12 protein-coding genes are annotated in these 19,320 nt (G+C 66.2%); 4 read left to right on the forward strand and 8 right to left on the reverse strand.

All coding sequences use genetic code 11. The features are described 5' to 3' along the window. The gene (locus tag OKW30_RS11935) at positions 1-3,135 is read left to right on the forward strand and encodes an MdtB/MuxB family multidrug efflux RND transporter permease subunit (protein ID WP_429346780.1); all 3,135 of its coding nucleotides are present in this window, start codon (positions 1-3) and stop codon (positions 3,133-3,135) included. Between the two features lie 3 nt (positions 3,136-3,138). Continuing rightward, on the forward strand, positions 3,139-6,465 hold the full coding sequence (locus tag OKW30_RS11940) for an efflux RND transporter permease subunit (RefSeq protein ID WP_187626720.1): 3,327 nt from the start codon (positions 3,139-3,141) through the stop codon (positions 6,463-6,465). Between the two features lie 17 nt (positions 6,466-6,482). Here OKW30_RS11940 and OKW30_RS11945 read toward each other — a convergent pair whose 3' ends face one another. The 3 genes from OKW30_RS11945 to OKW30_RS11955 all read right to left on the reverse strand — a co-directional run bounded on the left by OKW30_RS11945 (position 6,483) and on the right by OKW30_RS11955 (position 9,071). Beyond that, on the reverse strand, positions 6,483-6,947 hold the full coding sequence (locus tag OKW30_RS11945) for a hypothetical protein (protein ID WP_090804017.1): 465 nt from the start codon (positions 6,945-6,947) through the stop codon (positions 6,483-6,485). Between the two features lie 87 nt (positions 6,948-7,034). After that, positions 7,035-7,598, reverse strand: coding sequence for a peroxiredoxin (locus OKW30_RS11950; RefSeq protein ID WP_429346781.1), 564 nt, complete (start codon positions 7,596-7,598; stop codon positions 7,035-7,037). Positions 7,599-7,769: 171 nt separating this feature from the next. Then, complete coding sequence (locus tag OKW30_RS11955) at positions 7,770-9,071, reverse strand: EAL and HDOD domain-containing protein (protein ID WP_429346782.1); 1,302 nt, start codon at positions 9,069-9,071, stop codon at positions 7,770-7,772. A gap of 353 nt (positions 9,072-9,424) precedes the next feature. Here OKW30_RS11955 and OKW30_RS11960 point away from each other — a divergent pair, with 353 nt between their 5' ends. Further along, a complete protein-coding gene (locus tag OKW30_RS11960) occupies positions 9,425-11,239 on the forward strand; it encodes a putative bifunctional diguanylate cyclase/phosphodiesterase (RefSeq protein ID WP_429346783.1) in 1,815 nt (604 codons plus the stop codon). Positions 11,240-11,334: 95 nt separating this feature from the next. Then, positions 11,335-12,792 (forward strand): HDOD domain-containing protein, encoded by a 1,458-nt coding sequence (locus tag OKW30_RS11965; protein WP_429346784.1) that lies wholly within the window; start codon positions 11,335-11,337, stop codon positions 12,790-12,792. Between the two features lie 100 nt (positions 12,793-12,892). Here the strand turns inward: OKW30_RS11965 and OKW30_RS11970 are convergent, their stop codons facing one another. From OKW30_RS11970 to astD, 5 genes are all read right to left on the reverse strand, one after another. Then, entirely contained in the window at positions 12,893-14,269 is a 1,377-nt protein-coding gene (locus tag OKW30_RS11970) for an EAL and HDOD domain-containing protein (protein WP_184069984.1), read from the reverse strand. Positions 14,270-14,520: 251 nt separating this feature from the next. Next, entirely contained in the window at positions 14,521-15,315 is a 795-nt protein-coding gene (locus OKW30_RS11975) for an ABC transporter substrate-binding protein (protein WP_429292654.1), read from the reverse strand. A 146-nt stretch (positions 15,316-15,461) separates the two neighbouring features. Further along, positions 15,462-16,520 carry a succinylglutamate desuccinylase gene (astE, locus tag OKW30_RS11980; RefSeq protein WP_429346785.1) on the reverse strand — a complete coding sequence of 353 codons (1,059 nt, stop codon included), beginning with the start codon at positions 16,518-16,520 and terminating at the stop codon, positions 15,462-15,464. Continuing rightward, entirely contained in the window at positions 16,504-17,844 is a 1,341-nt protein-coding gene (gene astB, locus OKW30_RS11985; RefSeq protein ID WP_429347745.1) for an N-succinylarginine dihydrolase, read from the reverse strand. Before astB ends, astE begins: the two co-directional genes overlap by 17 nt. Positions 17,845-17,856: 12 nt before the next feature. Beyond that, positions 17,857-19,320 (reverse strand): succinylglutamate-semialdehyde dehydrogenase, encoded by a 1,464-nt coding sequence (gene astD, locus OKW30_RS11990; protein WP_184069990.1) that lies wholly within the window; start codon positions 19,318-19,320, stop codon positions 17,857-17,859.

Below are 19,320 nucleotides of genomic sequence, written 5' to 3' on the forward strand. Positions count from 1 at the left end.
ATGAATCCATCCCGCGCTTTTATTCTGCGTCCTGTCGGCACCGCGCTGCTGATGGCGGCGATCATGCTGGTCGGCCTCGTCGCGCTGCGCTTTCTGCCGCTGTCCGCGCTGCCCGAGGTCGACTATCCGACGATCCAGGTGCAGACCTTCTATCCGGGCGCGAGCCCGGACGTGATGACGTCGTCCGTGACGGCGCCGCTCGAAAGGCAGTTCGGGCAGATGCCGTCGCTGAACCAGATGTCGTCGCAAAGCTCGGCCGGCTCGTCGATCATCACGCTGCAGTTCAGCCTCGACCTGCCGCTCGACATCGCCGAGCAGGAGGTCCAGGCGGCGATCAACGCGGCGGGCAACCTGCTGCCGTCCGACCTGCCCGCGCCGCCGATCTACGCGAAGGTCAACCCGGCCGACGCGCCGATCATCACGCTCGCGATCACGTCGAAGACACTGCCGCTCACGCAGGTGCAGGATCTTGCCGACACGCGTCTCGCGCAGAAGATTTCGCAGGTCGCCGGGGTGGGTCTCGTCAGCCTGTCGGGCGGCCAGCGCCCGGCGATCCGCATTCAGGCGAACCCGCGCGCGCTCGCCGCGTACGGCCTGAATCTCGACGACCTGCGCACCACGATCTCGAACCTGAACGTCAACACGCCGAAGGGCAATTTCGACGGTCCGACGCGCAACTACACGATCAACTCGAACGACCAGTTGACCGATGCCGACGAATACAAGAGCGCCGTGGTCGCGTACAAGAGCGGCCGTCCGGTGATGCTGACCGACGTCGCGAGCATCGTGGCGGGACCGGAGAATACGAAGCTCGGCGCATGGGTCGACAACACGCCCGCGATCATCCTGAACGTGCAGCGCCAGCCGGGCGCGAACGTGATCCAGGTGGTCGACAGCATCAAGGCGCTGCTGCCGCAGTTGCAGCAGTCGCTGCCCGCCGCGCTCGACGTCGAGGTCGTCACCGACCGCACCACGACGATCCGCGCGTCGGTGCGCGACGTGCAGTTCGAACTGGCGATGTCGGTCGTGCTGGTCGTGCTGGTGATGTACCTGTTCCTCGCCAACATCTACGCGACGATCATTCCGAGCCTGTCGGTGCCGCTGTCGCTGATCGGCACGCTCGCGGTGATGTACCTGTGCGGCTTCTCGCTCGACAACCTGTCGCTGATGGCACTGACCATCGCCACCGGCTTCGTCGTCGACGACGCGATCGTGATGATCGAGAACATCGCGCGCTACGTCGAGGAAGGCGACACGGCGCTCGAAGCCGCGCTGAAGGGCTCGAAGCAGATCGGCTTCACGATCATTTCGCTGACGGTCTCGCTGATCGCGGTGCTGATTCCGCTGCTCTTCATGGGCGACGTGGTCGGGCGCCTGTTCCACGAATTCGCGATCACGCTCGCGGTGACGATCGTCATCTCGGCGGTCGTATCGCTGACGCTCGTGCCGATGATGTGCGCGAAGCTGTTGCGCCACACGCCGCCGCACGACAGTCACCGTTTCGAGGCGAAGGCGCACCGCTTCGTCGACTGGGTGATCGCGCGCTACGCGGTCGCGCTCACGTGGGTGCTGAACCGTCAGCGCTCCACGCTGGTCGTCGCGGTGCTCACGCTGGTGCTGACCGGCCTGCTGTACGTGTTCGTGCCGAAGGGCTTCTTCCCGGTGCAGGACACCGGCGTGATTCAGGCGATCACGCAGATGCCGCAGTCGGTGTCGTTCGCATCGATGGCCGAGCGTCAGCAGGCGCTCGCCGACCAGATCCTGAAGAACCCGGACGTCGAAAGCCTGACCTCGTTCATCGGCGTGGACGGCAGCAACATCACGCTGAACAGCGGCCGCATGCTGATCAACCTGAAGCCGCGCGACGACCGCAGCAATACCGCGAGCGAGGTGATCCGCCAGTTGCAGAAAGACGTCGCGCATATTCCGGGCGCGTCGCTGTACATGCAGCCGGTGCAGGACCTGACGATCGACTCGACCGTCAGCCCGACGCAGTATCAGTTCATGCTGACCGATCCGAACATCAGCGAATTCACGACGTGGGTGCCGAAGCTGGTCGACCGGTTGAAGCAGTCGCCCGAGCTCGCGGACGTCGCGACCGATCTGCAGGACAACGGCCGCTCGGTGTTCATCGAGATCGACCGCGCGACCGCCGCGCGCTTCGGCATCACACCGGCCACGATCGACAACGCGTTGTACGACGCGTTCGGCCAGCGCATCATTTCGACGATCTTCACGCAGTCGAACCAGTACCGCGTGATTCTCGAAGCGCAGCCGACGATGCAGCACTACACCACGTCGCTGAACTCGATCTACCTGCCCTCTTCCACGTCGACGGGCGGCCAGGTGCCGCTGTCGTCGATCGCGAAGTTCATCGAGCAACCCGCGCCGCTGCTGGTCACGCACCTGAGCCAGTTCCCGGCCACCACGGTGTCGTTCAACCTCGCGCCGGGTTCGTCGCTCGGCGCGGCGGTCAAGGCGATCCAGCAGGCCGAGAAGGACGTCGGTCTGCCCGCGTCGTTCCAGACGCGCTTCCAGGGCGCGGCGCTCGCGTTCCAGGCGTCGCTCGCCAACGAGCTGTTCCTGATCCTCGCGGCGATCGTCACGATGTACATCGTGCTCGGCGTGCTGTACGAGAGCTTCATCCATCCGATCACGATTCTGTCGACGCTGCCGTCGGCCGGCGTCGGCGCGCTGCTCGCGCTGCTGATCACCGGCCACGATCTCGACATCATCGGCATCATCGGCATCGTGCTGCTGATCGGTATCGTGAAGAAGAACGCGATCATGATGATCGACTTCGCGCTCTACGCCGAGCGCGAGGAAGGCAAGCCGCCGCGCGAGGCGATCTACCAGGCGTGTCTGCTGCGCTTCCGGCCGATCCTGATGACCACGCTCGCCGCGCTGCTCGGCGCGCTGCCGCTGATGCTCGGCACCGGCGCGGGCTCGGAGCTGCGCCGGCCGCTCGGTATCGCGATCGCCGGCGGCCTGATCGTGAGCCAGCTGCTGACCCTGTTCACGACGCCGGTGATCTACCTCGCGTTCGATTCGCTCGGCCGCCGGCTGCGCGAGCGCTTTAACCGCGGCGATTCGTCCGGTAGCGCCACGCCGCCCGCCACCGATGCAGGGAACTGAGCGATGAACCTGTCGCGTCCGTTTATCTCCCGTCCGGTCGCCACCACGCTGCTGGCGATCGGCATCGCGTTGTCGGGGGTATTCGCGTTCACGAAGCTGCCGGTCGCGCCGCTGCCGCAGGTCGACTTCCCGACCATCTCGGTGCAGGCGTCGCTGCCGGGCGCGAGCCCGGAGACCGTCGCGACGAGCGTCGCGAGTCCGCTCGAGCGGCATCTCGGCTCGATCGCCGACGTCACCGAGATGACGTCGCAGAGTTCGGTCGGCTCGACGCGCATCACGCTGCAGTTCGGCCTGAACCGCAACATCGACGGCGCCGCGCGCGACGTGCAGGCGGCGATCAACGCGGCGCGCGCCGACCTGCCCGCGAGCCTGCGCAGCAACCCGACCTACCACAAGGTCAACCCGGCCGACGCGCCGATCCTGATTCTCGCGCTGACATCGAGCACGCTGACGGCGGGCCAGCTCTACGATTCGGCCGCGACGGTGCTGCAGCAGTCGTTGTCGCAGGTGCAGGGGGTTGGCGAAGTGGATGTCAGCGGTTCGGCGAATCCGGCCGTGCGCGTCGAGTTGCTGCCGCATGCGCTGTCGCATTACGGCATCGGCCTCGAGGACGTGCGCGCGGCGCTCGCCGCGGCCAATGCCAACAGCCCGAAGGGCTCGATCGAGTTCGGCGAGAACCGCGTACAGCTGTACACCAACGACCAGGCGAGCAAGGCGTCGCAATACAAGGACCTCGTCATTGCCTATCGCAACGGCGCGCCGGTCAAACTCTCCGACATGGGCGAAGTCGTCGATTCGGTCGAAGATCTGCGCAATCTCGGTCTCTTCAATGGCAAGCGCTCGGTGCTCGTGATCCTGTACCGGCAGCCGGGCGCGAACATCATCGAGACCGTCGACCGCGTGAAGGCGATGCTGCCGCAACTGCACGCGTCGCTGCCCGCCGACGTCGACATTTCACCGACCTCGGACCGTTCCATTACTATCCGCGCGTCGCTGCGCGACACCGAACGCACCCTCGTGATCGCGGTCACGCTCGTCGTGATGGTCGTGTTCCTGTTCCTGCGCAACTGGCGCGCGACGCTGATTCCGAGCGTGGCCGTGCCGATCTCGATCATCGGCACCTTCGGCGCGATGTACCTGATGGGCTTCTCGATCGACAATCTGTCGCTGATGGCGTTGACCATCGCGACCGGCTTCGTCGTCGACGACGCGATCGTCGTGCTCGAAAACATCTCGCGCCACATCGAAGACGGCGTGCCGCGCATGAAGGCCGCGTTCATCGGCGCGCGCGAGGTCGGCTTCACGGTGATGTCGATCAGCATCTCGCTGGTCGCCGTGTTCCTGCCGATCCTGCTGATGGGCGGCATCGTCGGGCGGCTGTTCCGCGAGTTCGCGCTGACGCTGTCGCTCGCGATCGCGGTGTCGCTGGTCGTATCGCTGACGCTCACGCCGATGATGTGCTCGCGCCTGCTGCGCGAACCGTACGAAAAGCATGAGGAAAATCGCTTCGGCCGCTGGCTCGAACGCGGCTTCACGTCGATGCAGCGCGGCTACGAGCGCACGCTCGGCTGGGCGCTGCGGCATCCGCTGCTGATCGTCCTCGTCCTGCTGCTGACCATCGCGCTGAACATCGCGCTCTACATCATCGTGCCAAAGGGCTTCTTCCCGCAGCAGGACACGGGGCGCCTGATCGGCGGCATCCAGGCCGACCAGAGCACGTCGTTCCAGGCAATGAAGGGCAAGTTCTCGCAGATGATGGAAATCGTCGGCAAGAACCCGGCGGTCGACAGCGTGGTCGGCTTCACCGGCGGCCGGCAGACCAACTCGGGCTTCATGTTCGTGTCGCTGAAGCCGAAGAGCGAACGCAAGCTGTCCGCCGACCAGGTGATCCAGCAACTGCGTGCGCCGCTCGGCGACGTGGCCGGCGCGCGCACGTTCCTGCAGGCGGTGCAGGACATCCGTGTCGGCGGCCGGCAATCGAACGCGCAGTTTCAGTTCACGCTGCTCGCCGACTCGACGCCCGATCTGTACAAGTGGGGGCCGAAGCTCACCGAGGCGCTGCAGGCACGCAAGGAGCTCGCGGACGTGAACTCCGACCAGCAGCAGGGCGGTCTCGAAGCGATGGTGACGATCGACCGCGCCACGGCATCGCGCCTCGGCATCAAGCCCGCGCAGATCGACAACACGCTGTATGACGCGTTCGGCCAGCGCCAGGTGTCGACGATCTACAACCCGCTGAACCAGTATCACGTCGTGATGGAAGTCGCGCCGCAATACTGGCAGAGCCCGGAGATGCTGAAGCAGATTTTCGTCAGCACGTCGGGCGGCAGCGCGAGCGGCGCGCAGACCACCAACGCGCCGGCCGGCACCGTGACGTCCAGAGCGACCAGCACGTCGACCACGACGAGCGCGGCAACCGGCGGCACGGCCGCCACCACCGCGACGAGCGCGGCCAGCATCGCAGCCGACTCCGCGCGCAATCAGGCCATCAACTCCATCGCGGCGAGCGGCAAGTCGAGCGCGTCGTCGGGCTCGGCGGTGTCGACCGCGAAGGAGACGATGGTGCCGCTGTCGGCGATCGCGAGCTTCGGGCCGGGCACCACGCCGCTATCGGTCAATCACCAGAGCCAGTTCGTCGCCTCTACGATCTCGTTCAACCTGCCGCCGGGCGTGTCGCTGTCCACCGCCACGCAGGCGATCTACGACACGATGGCCGAGATCGGCATGCCCGCCACGATTCACGGCAGCTTCCAGGGCACCGCGCAGGCGTTCCAGCAGTCGATGTCCGACCAGCCGATCCTGATCCTCGCCGCGCTCGCGGCGGTGTATATCGTGCTCGGCATCCTGTACGAGAGCTATATCCACCCGCTGACGATCCTGTCGACGCTGCCGTCCGCGGGCGTCGGCGCGCTGCTCGCGCTGCTGCTGTTCAAGACCGAGTTCAGCATCATCGCGCTGATCGGTGTGATCCTGCTGATCGGCATCGTGAAGAAGAACGCGATCATGATGGTGGACTTCGCGATCGACGCGTCGCGCAAGGGAATGTCGTCGCGCGACGCGATCTACCAGGCCTGTCTGCTGCGCTTCCGGCCGATCATGATGACCACCTTCGCCGCGCTGCTCGGCGCGCTGCCGCTCGCGTTCGGCAGCGGCGAAGGCGCGGAGATGCGCGCGCCGCTCGGTATTTCGATCGTCGGCGGGCTGATCGTCAGCCAGATGCTGACGCTCTATACGACGCCGGTCGTCTATCTGTACATGGATCGCATCCGCGTGCGCTGGGAGGCGAGAAAGGCACGCCGCGCGGGTGGCGCGGCGCCGACGTCGTCATGACGTAGTGAAGGTGGCGCTCACAGCTTCTGCTCGATGGCCAGCGAGAAAATCCGCTGCCATCGGCGCGCCGCCCGCTCGTTCGACATCGGCACGAGCCACTCGCCGTGCCGTGAGTCCTTGACCTTCAGCGCGAGCCGCGCCTGTGCGTCGCGGCCCTGTGCTTCGGCGCCGAGCAGATCGGCGAAGATATACGCGCCCTGCTGGTCGCCGACGCGAATCTCGCAGAGCCGCTTGGCCGCCGCGAGCCGCACCGAGCCCCAACTGCCCTTCAATTCGTGCGTCCAGTCGCCGTCGCGCACGTTCGGCGCGACTTCGCGGCGCCGCTGCCGCCAGTACGCGAGCGCACCGGCGATCAGCAACGCAACCAGCACAGCCACACCCTCCGCCACCGCCAGCCCGAAAGCGGCCTGCAGCGCATAAAAGGCACGCACCGCGCCGTACCCCAGCGCGATCAGCGCAATCAACGCAACGACAATCGGCATCGCAAGCTCATCCGGCAAATGGTTTTAGTCGGCTAGCGCGGGCAAACGCGACGGCGCGTTCGGCTCCTCACTGCCCCTCACTGCCCCTCACTGTCCCTTATGCGCAGCCGACCACTCCTTGAGCGCGTTCAGCGTGTTCTCGACATGCTTGTCGGGCGACAGGCTCGTGTACTCGTAGATGATCTTGCCGTCGGGCGAGATCACGTACGACACGCGATTCGCCATGCCGGCCTTCAACGGCATGGCCGCGTCGTACGCATTGATCACCTTCGCGTCGGCGTCGGCCGCGACCGGGAATTTGCTGCGGCATTCGCTGACCGAAAACTTCGTCAGCGTATCGATGTTGTCGTGCGACACGCCGATCACCGTCGCGCCGTACTTCTTGTATTGGTCGACCGCATCGGCGAACTCGTGCGCCTCGATCGTGCAGCCCTTCGTGAACGCGGCCGGATAGAAGTACAGCACGACCGGGCCCTTCTTCAGTTCGTCGGCGAGCGAATACGTGTAGGTCTTGCCGCCGAGCGAGGCCTCGGCGGTAAACGTCGGCGCCGTATCGCCGGGCTTCAGGGTTGCCGAGGCGAGCGGCGAATGCATTGCGAATCCGAACGCCATGACGGCGGCCAGTACCGCCGGTATGTGTTTTGTCTTCATCTGCTCCTCCACGCGTGAGCGCACGCAATTGATCGGGTCCATCGGAGACAGCTTCGGCCGACGTCACAGGCCTTCGCTGAACTTCCTATTGGACCACGGATGCGCACGCGGCGCGGGTCGTCGCCCGGAGCACAAGCGAATCGAAAGGGTGCGGCGCGCGAGCTCGACGCCTCAAACGCCCAATTCCGCCACGTGCGCGCCGAACCACGCCGCCGCCGACAGGTTCAGCTCCGACAGCACGTCGGGCGTCAGCGCGTGGAAGCCCGCCGCCGTCGCGACCGGCGCCGCGTCGCCGCCCTCGCCCGCGACCTCGGCGATCAGCAGCAGCGCGCCCAGTTCGCCCTTGCGCGCGACGATCGCGTCGCGAATCTGCGGCGCGAGGCCGAGTTTCTCGAGCACCGCGTCCGGCGTGCTGTCGAGCACGATGTGCACGAGCGAAAAAATCCCGGTCATGAACGCGGCGTCGGCGAATTCGCCGTCGGCCGGACGCAGCCAGTTCGCGGCGAGTTCCATGAAGCGCGAGCGCGTCGCCGCCAGTTGCACGAGCGGATCGGCGCGCCACGGCAACTCGCCGGTGTCCGAGTACAGCAGCAGTTGCGCCCAGCGTGCGATCTGCCGCGTGCCGGTCGCGATGATCGCCTCGCGCAGCGACGCGATGTTGCGCCCGAGGCCGAATGCACTCGAATTGACGAGCCGCAGCAGTTGCACGACCACGCCCGGGTTGACCTTCAGCTCCGCCTCGAGCTCGACGATGCCGGCGTCGCGCGACAGCAGCGCGAGCAGCCGCAGCAGGCCCGGACGCAGCGAGCGGTTGCGCGGCGCGGCCAGCACCTGCGGCCGCGCGAAGAAGTAGCCCTGGAACAGATCGAAACCGAGCTCGTGGGCGAGCGCGAAGTCCTCGTGCGTCTCGACCTTCTCGGCGAGCAGCGTCTTGCCGTGGCCGCGCAGCGTCGACGCGAGCTTCGCGACGGTGCGGCGCGGCGTCTGCACGAAATCGATCTTGACGATGTCGGCGTACGGCAGCATCGCGCTCAGCTCGTCGGACAGATCGTGCACGTCGTCGAGCGCGACCTGGAAGCCGGCGCCGCGCAACTCGCCGAGACGACGCGCGAGCGAGGCGTCGTAGCGCACGGTTTCGAGGATTTCGAGCACGAAGCGCTCGGGCGGCATCAGATGGACGATGTCGCTAAAGAGCAGCGCGCGGTCGATATTGACGAAGCCGCGATGCTGGCCGAGCACGGCGGGCACGCCGATTCCGCCGATCGTGCGCGCGACCACCTGCGCGGTGGCCTGCGTGTCGTCGCTGATTTCGGCGTAGTTGTACGTTCCGGCACGGAACAGCAGCTCGTAGGCGTGAAGCGCGCCATCGCGATCGAGAATCGGCTGGCGGCCGACATAGACGTACTGCGGGGCAGCGTCCAGCTCCCCGTGCTCACGATAGCCGGCCGACGCGCCGGCGAGGACATCACGCACCTCGACGTCCCGCGGGACGGGCCGTGGGGCTCTGGCGGACCTGACGACGGGGCGTTCGGACATGGATCATCAGTGCAAGGTTCGGAAAGTCTATGCAGCGCGACGTCATCAGCGTCGCCAAATAAAGGGGATTCGCCGTATTAACGGCCGCGAGGCGACGTCACTTTAACCGAATCGTCCCGGCGACGGCGCCGGGCTTCTCCTTACCAGATGTTTTTCTCCACGGGCCGCTAAAGATTTCCCCGCATGCGTCGTTATCTCGTTCTGATGGGGCGGCCTGCTATCTCCTGGCCGCCCGGAGCGGCGGACAAGCAGCCCCGCCCGCGGACGAACCGAGGTTGCCAGCGACAAACATGGAAGCGAACACGATCACCGCGCCCCGCCGGGGCTCCTTGCGCACGGTCATCGACCGGCTGCGGGCGTTCGGCCGGCGCGAGGACGACGACCAGCCGAGCAGCGCGAACCGCCCGCCCCCACTGGAACAGGTGGTCGGCGCGGTCGATCTGCTCGCGCACGTCGACGATGCGCTGCGCTTCAACTACGTGTCCGACGCGAGCCTGCGCTTCATCGGTTATCACCGCGAATACCTGAAAACCGCGACGCTGCACGATCTGGTCGCGCCCGCCGACGTACCGCGCCTCGACGCGCTGCTCAAGCTCGCGGCGGCCTCGGGCAACGTCGAGAAAGCGACGCTCGGGCTCGTCAAGTCGCTGACCTATCCGATCACGGTCGAGCTGCGGGTCGTGCGCAGCAGCCACGACGGCGTCGACGGCTACGCGATCGCCGGCTTCGACGTGTCGTCGTGGCGTGCCACCGAAGAGCGCCTGACCCAGGCGCTGCATCTGGACCGGCTGACCAGCCTGCCGAACCAGTCGGGCTTGCTGCACGCGTTGCTCGACGCGCAACAGAAGGCCGACGCGCACGGCACGCCGGTCGCGCTCTTGCTGCTCGATCTCGACGACTATCAGCGCGTGAATCGCGCACTCGGCTACGACGCCGGCGACGAGATGCTGCGCGACACGTCGCGGCGCCTGTTGAACATGACGAGCCCGAACGAAACGATCGCGCGCGTCGCCAGCGACGAGTTCGCGATCCTCGTGAAGCCTGCCGCGAGCCGCACCGACGCGGCGGCGGCCGCCGAAGCGCTGGCGCGGCGTCTGTTGACCGCGATCCAGCAGCCGTACGTGTTCAAGGGTCAGCAGGTGCACCTGTCGGCCAGCATCGGCATCGCGCTGTACCCGGACGTGCGCCACGCCAACGACACCGGCGGCCACGACACGCACCTGCTGCGCTGGGCCGACCACGCGCTGTTGCAGGCGAAGGCCGCGGGCGGCAACACGCTCGCGTTCTACGTACCCGACGACAACCCGGCCGACGCCGAGCGCCTCAAGCTCGAGGCCGACCTCTACGACGGCGTACGCAACGGCGAGTTTTCGCTACACTTCCAGCCGATCACGAGCAGCCGCACGCGGGGCGTGGTCGGTGTCGAGGCGTTGATTCGCTGGACGCATCCGGTGCATGGCCTCGTGCCGCCGTCGATGTTCATTCCGCTCGCGGAGTCGATCGGGCTCATCAACTTTCTCGGCAACTGGGTGCTGAAGGTCGCGTGCATGCAACTGATCCAGTGGGACGCGAAGGGCATTGTGCTGCAGTACGTGGCCGTCAACGTGTCGCCGCAGCAGTTTCGCGATCCGCGCTTCAAGGACTCGGTGCGCGAGGCGATCGAGCTGACCGGCATCGATCCGCGCCGCCTCGTCTTCGAGATCACCGAAAGTCTGCTGATGCACGATCCGGCGCACGCGAAAGGCTTGCTCGAAGAGCTGACCGCGATGGGCATCCGCTTCGCCGTCGACGACTTCGGCACCGGCTATTCGAGCCTCGCGTACCTGCAGCGTTTTCCGCTCGCGAAGCTGAAGATCGACCGGAGTTTCGTCGAGAATCTGCTAACCTCGCGAAACGATCAGGCAATCGTTAGCGCTGTCGTCGGCCTTGCGCAGACGCTCGACCTCGAACTGGTAGCCGAGGGCGTCGAAACGGAAGCGCAACGCGCGTTGCTCACCGAGATGGGCTGCGATCACATTCAGGGCTGGGTCGTTTGCAAGGCGCTGCCGTCCGAGGAACTCGCGCAGCGCTTCGAATCGCGCGAGCTTCAGTTGCACGGCGCGTAACGGGCGATGCAGACACGACGCCCAGGCAGCGCAACAAGCCGGCTCACGACCGGCATGGCATTCACTGGAACACGTATGGCTTTTGCGGGACTCACATGGTAAAGGCGGCAGTGCTCGACCGGCTCTGGACGCGAATGAGCGAGCGCGGCGATTTCCCTATGCTGTCGCAATCGCTGCGCACCACCATGGCGGCAGTGACCAACGACGACCTCGACTTCACCGGCCTCGTGCAAGTGGTGCTGTCGGACTTCGCGCTCACCCAGAAGGTGCTGCGGCTCGCGAACTCGGCGATGTACATGGCGTTCGGCGGCAACATCACGACCGTGTCGCGCGCGCTGATGGTGCTTGGCATGGATGCGGTCGGCCATCTGGTCGTCGGTCTGAAGATCGTCGATCACTTTCATCAAAGCGCGCCGCGCCGCATCGACGCGAAACTCGAACTGAACCGCACCCTGCTGTCGGGCTGCGTCGCGCGCAAGCTGACCGAGCGCGGCGACCTGCGCGCCGGTGAGGAAGCGGTGGTCTGCACGCTGATGCGGCAGATCGGCAAGCTGCTGGTCGTGTTCTATCTCGACGCCGAATGGGACCAGATTCGCCGCCATATCGACGGCGGCGCACTCGAAACCGATGCGTGCGTGCTCGTGCTCGGCGTGACGTTCGATGAAATCGGCGCCGAAGCCGCGGTGCGCTGGCGCCTGCCTGACACGATCCGCTCGGGCATGGGTGAGTTCGATCCGGAGGATGTGACGCAACCGCGCCAGGTACAGTGGCTGCGCGCGATCACCAATTACTCGACCGCGGTCGCCGACGTGCTCACCCAGCAGAACATGCCCGAGGGGGAGCGCGAGGCACGCATCGGCGAGCTTGCGCACGACTACAGCAGCGCGCTGAACACCGACCCCGAGGTGCTGCTGCAGATGAGCGTCGCGCTATCGCGTGAGGATGGCGGCGACAGCGTGATGCGCGAGATCGTCGAGTTGCGCGCGAATGCCGATGCGATCGCGCGCGAGGCGCTCACACCCGAAGCGCGCATCGAGATCGGGGTGAAGGATCTGCGCGGCCTGCCCGAGGGCAGCCCGCTCGCACCGACGCTCGCGATGGCCGCCGAGACCGTGCTCGCGGCGCTCGGCTTCTCGCGCACCGTGGTGTACGTCAAGCACAGCAGCGGCGCGTTCAAGGCGCGTCTCGGCTTCGGGCCGAAGATCGACGCGGCGCTGCCGCGGCTCTCGTTCAGCACCGCGTTCGAACCCGACGTATTTCATCTCGCGATCGCGAACTCGGTGGGCATCTTCATCGAGAATGCGCGCGATCCGAAGATGGTCGCGCGGCTGCCCGAGTGGTTCCGGCGCTCGTTCGACGACGCGCGCGCGTTCGTGCTGCTGCCGATCGTCGACGAAACCGATCAGACGGTCGCGCTGCTCTACGGCGACTGGTCGCATACGCAGGAGGCGCGCCGCATCTCGCAGAAGGAGATGAGCGTGCTCAACGAACTGGCACGGGAGTTAGGACGTTTTTTCGGCCAGGGGCAGATGCGGGAAATGGAGACGATGTGAAGACCTGGCGTGATCGTTGATCACGCCGCTTCACTTCGATCCGTTCCGTGTTTGCCCGAAAACGATTTTATCCGGGCACCGTGCGGGGCTTTTACCCCACTCAATCCTCGATCCGCTCGAGCCCTTCCGCGCTGCGATCCGCGACGCCGGCCCATGCGCCGGCCGCGAGACCCATCTGCGCGACCTCTTCCACGGTCAACGGAGCAAGACGCTCGCATAGCGTGGCGACGCGCTCCCATGCGCCGCCTTCGAGCGCTTCGACCGCGCTCAACAGCAGACCCAGCCTGCCCTCGCGATGCAGGATCGCGGCCTGGATCGGTCGCGACAGCGTAAGGATGTTCAGCGTATTTTCGAGCGAGCCGCCGAACACCGCATCGACGAACGAAAACACACCGGTCAGGAAGGCCGCATCGGCTTCGTCGCGGCCCGCCTCGGGCATGCGCTCGATCGCGAGTTCCATGAAGCGCGCGCGCGTGGCCGCGAGTTGCAGCAGCGGATCGTCCTCCAGCGCAACCTTGCGGCCGTCTGCGTAGAGCAGCAGCTGCGTCCAGCGCGCGATGCGGTCGGTGCCGGTCGCGTTGATCGCGTCGCGCAGCGTCGTCACCTTGTGACCGACCGCGAGGCCGCTCGAATTCGCGAGCTTCATCAGATGCATGACGAGCACCGGGTTCAGCTTCAGCTCGGCTTCGAGCTGCGCGACCGTCGGGTCGCCCGCGAGCAGTTGCAGCAGATTGAGCAGCGCGTGGCGCGGCGCGCTGACGCGGCGCGTCGCCGAGCTTTGCGCGCGCGCGAAGTAATAACCCTGGAAGCGGTCGAAGCCGAGCTCGTGCATCGTTTCGAAGTCGGCCTGCGCATCGACACCTGATGCGAGCAGCAGCTTGCCAGCCGACTTCAGCACGCTCGCGAGCTTCGGCAGCAGCGCGCGCGGTGTGCGCGTGACGTCGATCTTGACGACTTCGGCGTACGGCAGCAGCTTCGCGAAAGTCTCGTTGGGCTGCGTGACGTCGTCGAGCGCGAAGCGGTAGCGGCGGCCATGCAGATACACGATACGCGCGATCAACGCGTCGTCGACTTCGAGCGATGAAGGCAGCTCGAGCATGAAGCGCTCGGCGGGCAGTCTCAGGATCGCGTCGTCGAGCAGCAGCTCGCGGCTCACGTCGACGTAGGCCGGATGGCCGGTCAGCGCGCCGCGCACGTCGCCCTGCACGAGCCCGCGCACGATCGCGCGCGCGACGCGTTGCACCGGCGTGGGCGCGCGGCCCGGCAAGGAGTCGACGTCGGGATGAAGATCGGTATTGTTTTGTGGGGCGGTGAGGTCCGCGTCGGCGAGCGGCAGCTCGGGCGCACGCACCTTGATCTCATAGCCGCACAGCATGCCGTCCCGATTCAGAATGGGCTGCCTTGCGTAGCTGGCGGTGAGCGACGCGTCGTCGGTCGTGCCGCTGTGGCTCAGAGTCTCGATTGCGATGGTGGTCATTCCAGTCCCCCGCTCGGCGCCGCTGGCGCCTGGCCGCTATGTTCTGTTTTTCGCTGCACGTTGGCGCGTTTCAGTGACGTTGCAAGCTCCGTCGCGCGCGGCACTGTGCGTCGCAATTTTATCGCAGCGTCATTGGGCACGAACAGGCTTACGAGGCAATATCTCGAAATATTTGTTGAACGTTTGCGACACGCGTGCAGAAAGCAAAACGGCTCGCAACGAGCGGCCGTTTTGCACACTTCGATGCATCGCTACTTCAGCACGACCTTCACGTCGAAGTATTTGGCGGCGAGGCGGTCGATCGTGCCATCCGCCTTCAGCTCCTTCAATGCGCCGTTCAGCGCATCCTTCAGTGCCTTGTCGTTCTTGCGCACGCCGTAGCCGACACCCGCGCCGAGCAGCTTGTCGTCGCTGACGGCCGGACCGGCGAACTCGAAGCCCGCGCCCTGCGGCTTCTTTAGAAAGCCCTTCGATGCCGCTTCGGCGTCCTGGAACGACGCATCGAGACGGCCCGACGCGAGGTCCGCGTAGATCTGGTCCTGCGTCTGATAGGGCACGACGTCGACCCCGGCCGGCGCCCAGCGCGCCTTCGCATAGGTTTCCTGGATCGTGCCCTGCAGCACGCCGACGTGCTTGCCCTTCAGCGATGCGGGCGTCGGCTGCAGAGCGCTGCCCTTCTTCGCGATCATCTGGTTCGGGATCGTGTAGATCGGATCGGTGAAGTCGATCGCCTGGCGACGCTGGTCGGTGATCGTCATGTCCGAGTTGATCGCGCTGAACTTGCGCGCTTCGAGCGCCGGGATCAGGCCGTCGAACGAGTTCTCGACCCACACGCATTTGGCCTTCAGCTTCGCGCACACGGCATTGCCGACGTCGATGTCGAAGCCCTGCAACTCGCCAGCGGGCGACTTCGATTCGAACGGCGCATACGACGCCTCGACGCCGAAGCGCACTTCCTTGATCTCAGCCGCCGACGCGCTGCCTGCCGTCAACAGCGCCGTCGCGAACAGCGCGAGCGCGGCCAGGTTGGGCCAATTCTTCTTCATTACGGATGTTCCTTTACGGTGTGGACTGAAACCGAGCCGATTCTGCGCGCACAGGCGGATTACGCCGGCCGCGCTTCGGACTCGCGCGGCCGGCGTGACCCTTAGATGCGACAGCCGCGAAGCCCGCGATTGTACATGGAACCTGTCTAGACAAGCCTGGACAGTGTGTCGGCGGTGGTGTCGACGACGAGCAGACCGGCGCGCAGGCCGGGCTTGACCGTCGGGTTCGGAAACACGATGCGCTCTTCGTCGCGCTGCACCGTGTATTGATAGTCGCCGTCGCGCGCCAGCAAGCTGCCCTTTATGAGCGGCGTGAAGTTCGGCACGTCCGGCGCGAGCAGCAGCTCGAATGCGTCGCTTTGCTTGGTCAGCTGATCGACGACGGTGAACACACGCGGCAGAGCGGCTTGCGCGTCGGCTCGCGTGCCGGCCAGCAGCGCGCGCACCGCGAGATCCGCGCCCTCGAAGCGTGTCAGGTCGTTCTCGCCGAACGGCCGCACCTTGCCGAGTTCGAGCGTGCACGCAGCAGCGCCACACGCTTGCGCGGTGAAGTGCGAATAGGTGTTGCCCTTCGTCGTGTGCAGCAGCACCGCGCTGATACGCGCGTCGCCGAGCCATTCGAACATCGCGCGCGAAAACGGCTTGCCGGTATGCGGCAACAGCGCGAAGCGCTCGAACACCGACGCGCGGATCGCCGTATGCATGTCGATATGCCAGCGCGCGCCGGGCGCGACTGACGCGTCGGCGAAAAAGCGCGTCGCGGCCTGTTCGAGCGCGGCCGCGCGCGGCGCCTCATGACTGTGCGGCAGTTGTAGATGACGGCCGCTGAACAGCCGGTTCAGATCGTCGTCGCGATAGCGGCCGCCGTCGCGCATCGCCTCGATGTTGCCGAGAATCACGAGCAACCGGCATGCAAGCACGGCGCGGCCCTGCGCGATATCGGCGACGATGCGCGACAGCAGTTCGATCGGCGCGGTTTCGTCGCCATGCACGCCGGCCGACACGAGCACGCTACGGATGTCCGCGTGCTGCTCCGCGGGCTCGATGACGAGGACACCGTCGCCCTGCCACGTCCAGCGCACGCCGTTCGCACCCGTGCCTTGCGCTTGATGTGCGGCAGGCCGGGACCCCGCGAGCGTCCACGCGAGAAAATCGTCGAGCATCGCGCTCGGGGCCGCCATCGCGTGCTCAGCGTTGGAAGTCATACAGCGAACCCAGAGCGAGGATTTGCGTCAGCTCGTCGAGCGCGGTGCGCGACTCGACCAGCAGCTTCGGATCGGTGAGATCGGCGGGTGCGAGACGATCGCGGTAGTGCTTTTCGATCCACGCATCGAGACGGCCGAACAGCGTGTCGTCGATCCACACACCCGGCGCGACCGCCGCGCGTTCGGTGTCGTCGAGTACGACGCGCAGACGCAGACATGCGGGGCCGCCACCGTTCTTCATGCTCTCGCGCAGATCGAACACGAGCACTTCGTCGATCGGACCGCTGTGCGCAGTCAGCTCATCCAGATACGCGGCCACGCGCGGATTTTCGCGGCACTCCTGCGGCACGACCAGCACCTGCTTGCCATCGGGCCGAGTCAGCAGCTGGCTGTTGAACAGATACGACGTCACCGCATCGGCGACGCTGACCTGGGCGTCGGGCACTTCGATTACGTTGAACCCTGCGTGCAGGCTCGCGAGCTTCGCGCGCAGCTCGTCGTACACCGCCTGCTGCTCGACGAACGCGAGCTGATGGCAGAACAGCGTGTTGCGATTGCCGACCGCGATCACGTCGTTATGGAACACGCCCGCGTCGATCACTTCAGGGTTCTGCTGCGCGTACACGGTCGCCGCTTCCTGCAAGCCATGACGATGCGCGACCGCGCGGCTCGCCTCGAACGTCTGGCGCGCCGGATAGCGCTTCGGTTCCGGCCCGCGACGATACTCGCTGCGGCCATACACGAAGAATTCGACACCGCGCGCCTTGTATTGCTCGCAAAAGCGCGTGTGATTCGCCGCGCCCTCGTCGCCGAGCGCGGGCGTGCCGGGCAGCGCCTCGTGCACGACGAAGCGGTCGGTGTCGCTGAACATCGCGCGCAGCGTGCGGCGTGTCGACTCATGTTCGATCGCGCGATGCAGCTTGCTGCACAGATTGGCCGGCGTGAAATGCACGCGGCCGTCGTGCGTATCCGCGGACGGGCTCACCGTCGCCGCGTTCGCGGTCCACATCGCCGAGGCCGAACTCGCCGCCGCGAGCAGTTCGGGCGCGTTGTTCGCGACGCGCGCGATCACCGAAGCATCGTCGCCGGAAAAACCGAGCTCGCGCAACAGACGCATCGACGGACGCTCCTGCGGCGGCAGCACGCCCTGATGAAAGCCGAGGTCCGCCAACTGCTTCATCTTGCGCAGACCCTGGCGCGCGGCGGCCTTCGGATTCGCGACCGACTTCTCGTTGTTTTGCGACGCGACGTTGCCGAACGACAAGCCCGCGTAGTTGTGAGTCGGGCCGACCAGGCCGTCGAAATTGGCTTCAGTGGCTTGCAGCATCGTCGATCCTTAGAATTGAAGGCCCGGAGAGACGCTCGCGGGCATGTTCAGTTGCGCGCTCTCGACCGAGGCCATTGGGTATGCGCAGTAGTCGGCCGCATAGTACGCACTCGGCCGATGATTGCCGGAGCGGCCCGGCCCGCCGAACGGCGCTCCTGAAGAAGCGCCATTGGTCGGTCGGTTCCAGTTGACGATGCCCGCGCGAATCGTGCGCTGGAAATGCGTCCACAGCGCTTCGTCGTCGGCGAGCAGGCCCGCCGAGAGACCGAACTCCGTATCGTTCGCCCGTTCGAGCGCGTCGTCGAAATTGCGGTAGCGGATGATCTGCGCGAGCGGACCGAAGTGCTCCTCGTCGGGCAGGTCCTTTACGTCGGTCACGTCGAGAATCGCGGGCGTGACGAAGCCGAGTTGCGGATCGCGCTGCTCCATTTTCAGCAGAGCCTTCGCGCCGCTCGCGAGCAGACGCTCCTGCGCGCCGATCAAACGCGAGGCCGCGCGCGCCGACACCACGGCGCCCATGAACGGCTGCGGCTTGGCGTTGTATTCACCGACGCCGATGCGCGCGCTCACTTCCGTCAGGCGCGCGAGGAAACGCTCGCCGAACGCATCGTCGGGCACGAAGATGCGGCGCGCGCACGTGCAGCGCTGCCCCGCCGACAGAAACGCCGATTGAATCGTGTGGTGCACGGCGGCGTCGAGGTCCGCGACCGGACCGATCACGAGCGGATTGTTGCCGCCCATTTCGAGCGCGAGCACGATCTCCGGCCGTCCGCCGAACTGTTTGTGCAGCAATGTTCCCGTATCCGAACTACCGGTGAAGAACAGTCCGTCGATCTGCCGGTGATTCGCGAGCGCGATGCCGGTGTCCTTCTCACCCTGTACGAGATTCAGCACGCCGGCAGGCAGCCCCGCGTCGCGCCAGATCTGCACGGTCAGCGCCGCGACGCCGGGCGCAAGTTCGGACGGCTTGAACACGACCGCGTTACCGGCGATCAGCGCGGGCACGATATGCCCGTTCGGCAGATGGCCCGGGAAGTTGTACGGCCCGAACACGGCCACCACGCCATGCGGACGATGCCGCAGCACCGCGGTGCCGTCGGCCATCGCCGAGCGCTTTTCGCCGGTGCGTTCGTTGTAGGACTGAATCGAGATCTCGACCTTCGCGGCCATCGAGGCCGCTTCGGTGCGCGCTTCCCACAGCGGCTTGCCGGTCTCGCGGCCGATCGCTTCGGCGAGCGCTTCCTTGCGCTCTGTCACGAGCGCGGCGAAGCGGCGCACCACCGCGCAGCGCTCGTCGAGCGTCAGCGCCGACCATGCGGCGAACGCGCGGCGCGCGCTACGTACCGCGCGATCGACGTCGTCCGCCGACGCGCTGTTGCCTTGCCACACCACCGCGCCCGTGCCGGGATTGCGCGATGCGAATACGGGTCCTGTGCCGGCGGCCCATTCGCCGTCGATGAAAAGCTCGCTCAT

It is taken from the genome of Paraburkholderia sp. Clong3, assembly GCF_050436485.1.
GTDB lineage: Bacteria > Pseudomonadota > Gammaproteobacteria > Burkholderiales > Burkholderiaceae > Paraburkholderia > Paraburkholderia tuberum.

What these genes read in the sequence shown, in the direction of transcription:
- OKW30_RS11960 (WP_429346783.1), top strand. Translation starts at nt 9,425, where the DNA reads ATGGAAGCGAACACGATCACCGCGCCCCGCCGGGGCTCCTTGCGCACG.
- OKW30_RS11965 (WP_429346784.1), top strand. Translation starts at nt 11,335, where the DNA reads ATGGTAAAGGCGGCAGTGCTCGACCGGCTCTGGACGCGAATGAGCGAG.
- astE (WP_429346785.1), bottom strand. Translation starts at nt 16,520, where the DNA reads ATGACTTCCAACGCTGAGCACGCGATGGCGGCCCCGAGCGCGATGCTC.
- OKW30_RS11945 (WP_090804017.1), bottom strand. Translation starts at nt 6,947, where the DNA reads ATGCCGATTGTCGTTGCGTTGATTGCGCTGATCGCGCTGGGGTACGGC.
- OKW30_RS11950 (WP_429346781.1), bottom strand. Translation starts at nt 7,598, where the DNA reads ATGAAGACAAAACACATACCGGCGGTACTGGCCGCCGTCATGGCGTTC.
- OKW30_RS11975 (WP_429292654.1), bottom strand. Translation starts at nt 15,315, where the DNA reads ATGAAGAAGAATTGGCCCAACCTGGCCGCGCTCGCGCTGTTCGCGACG.
- astD (WP_184069990.1), bottom strand. Translation starts at nt 19,320, where the DNA reads ATGAGCGAGCTTTTCATCGACGGCGAATGGGCCGCCGGCACAGGACCC.
- OKW30_RS11935 (WP_429346780.1), top strand. Translation starts at nt 1, where the DNA reads ATGAATCCATCCCGCGCTTTTATTCTGCGTCCTGTCGGCACCGCGCTG.
- OKW30_RS11970 (WP_184069984.1), bottom strand. Translation starts at nt 14,269, where the DNA reads ATGACCACCATCGCAATCGAGACTCTGAGCCACAGCGGCACGACCGAC.
- OKW30_RS11940 (WP_187626720.1), top strand. Translation starts at nt 3,139, where the DNA reads ATGAACCTGTCGCGTCCGTTTATCTCCCGTCCGGTCGCCACCACGCTG.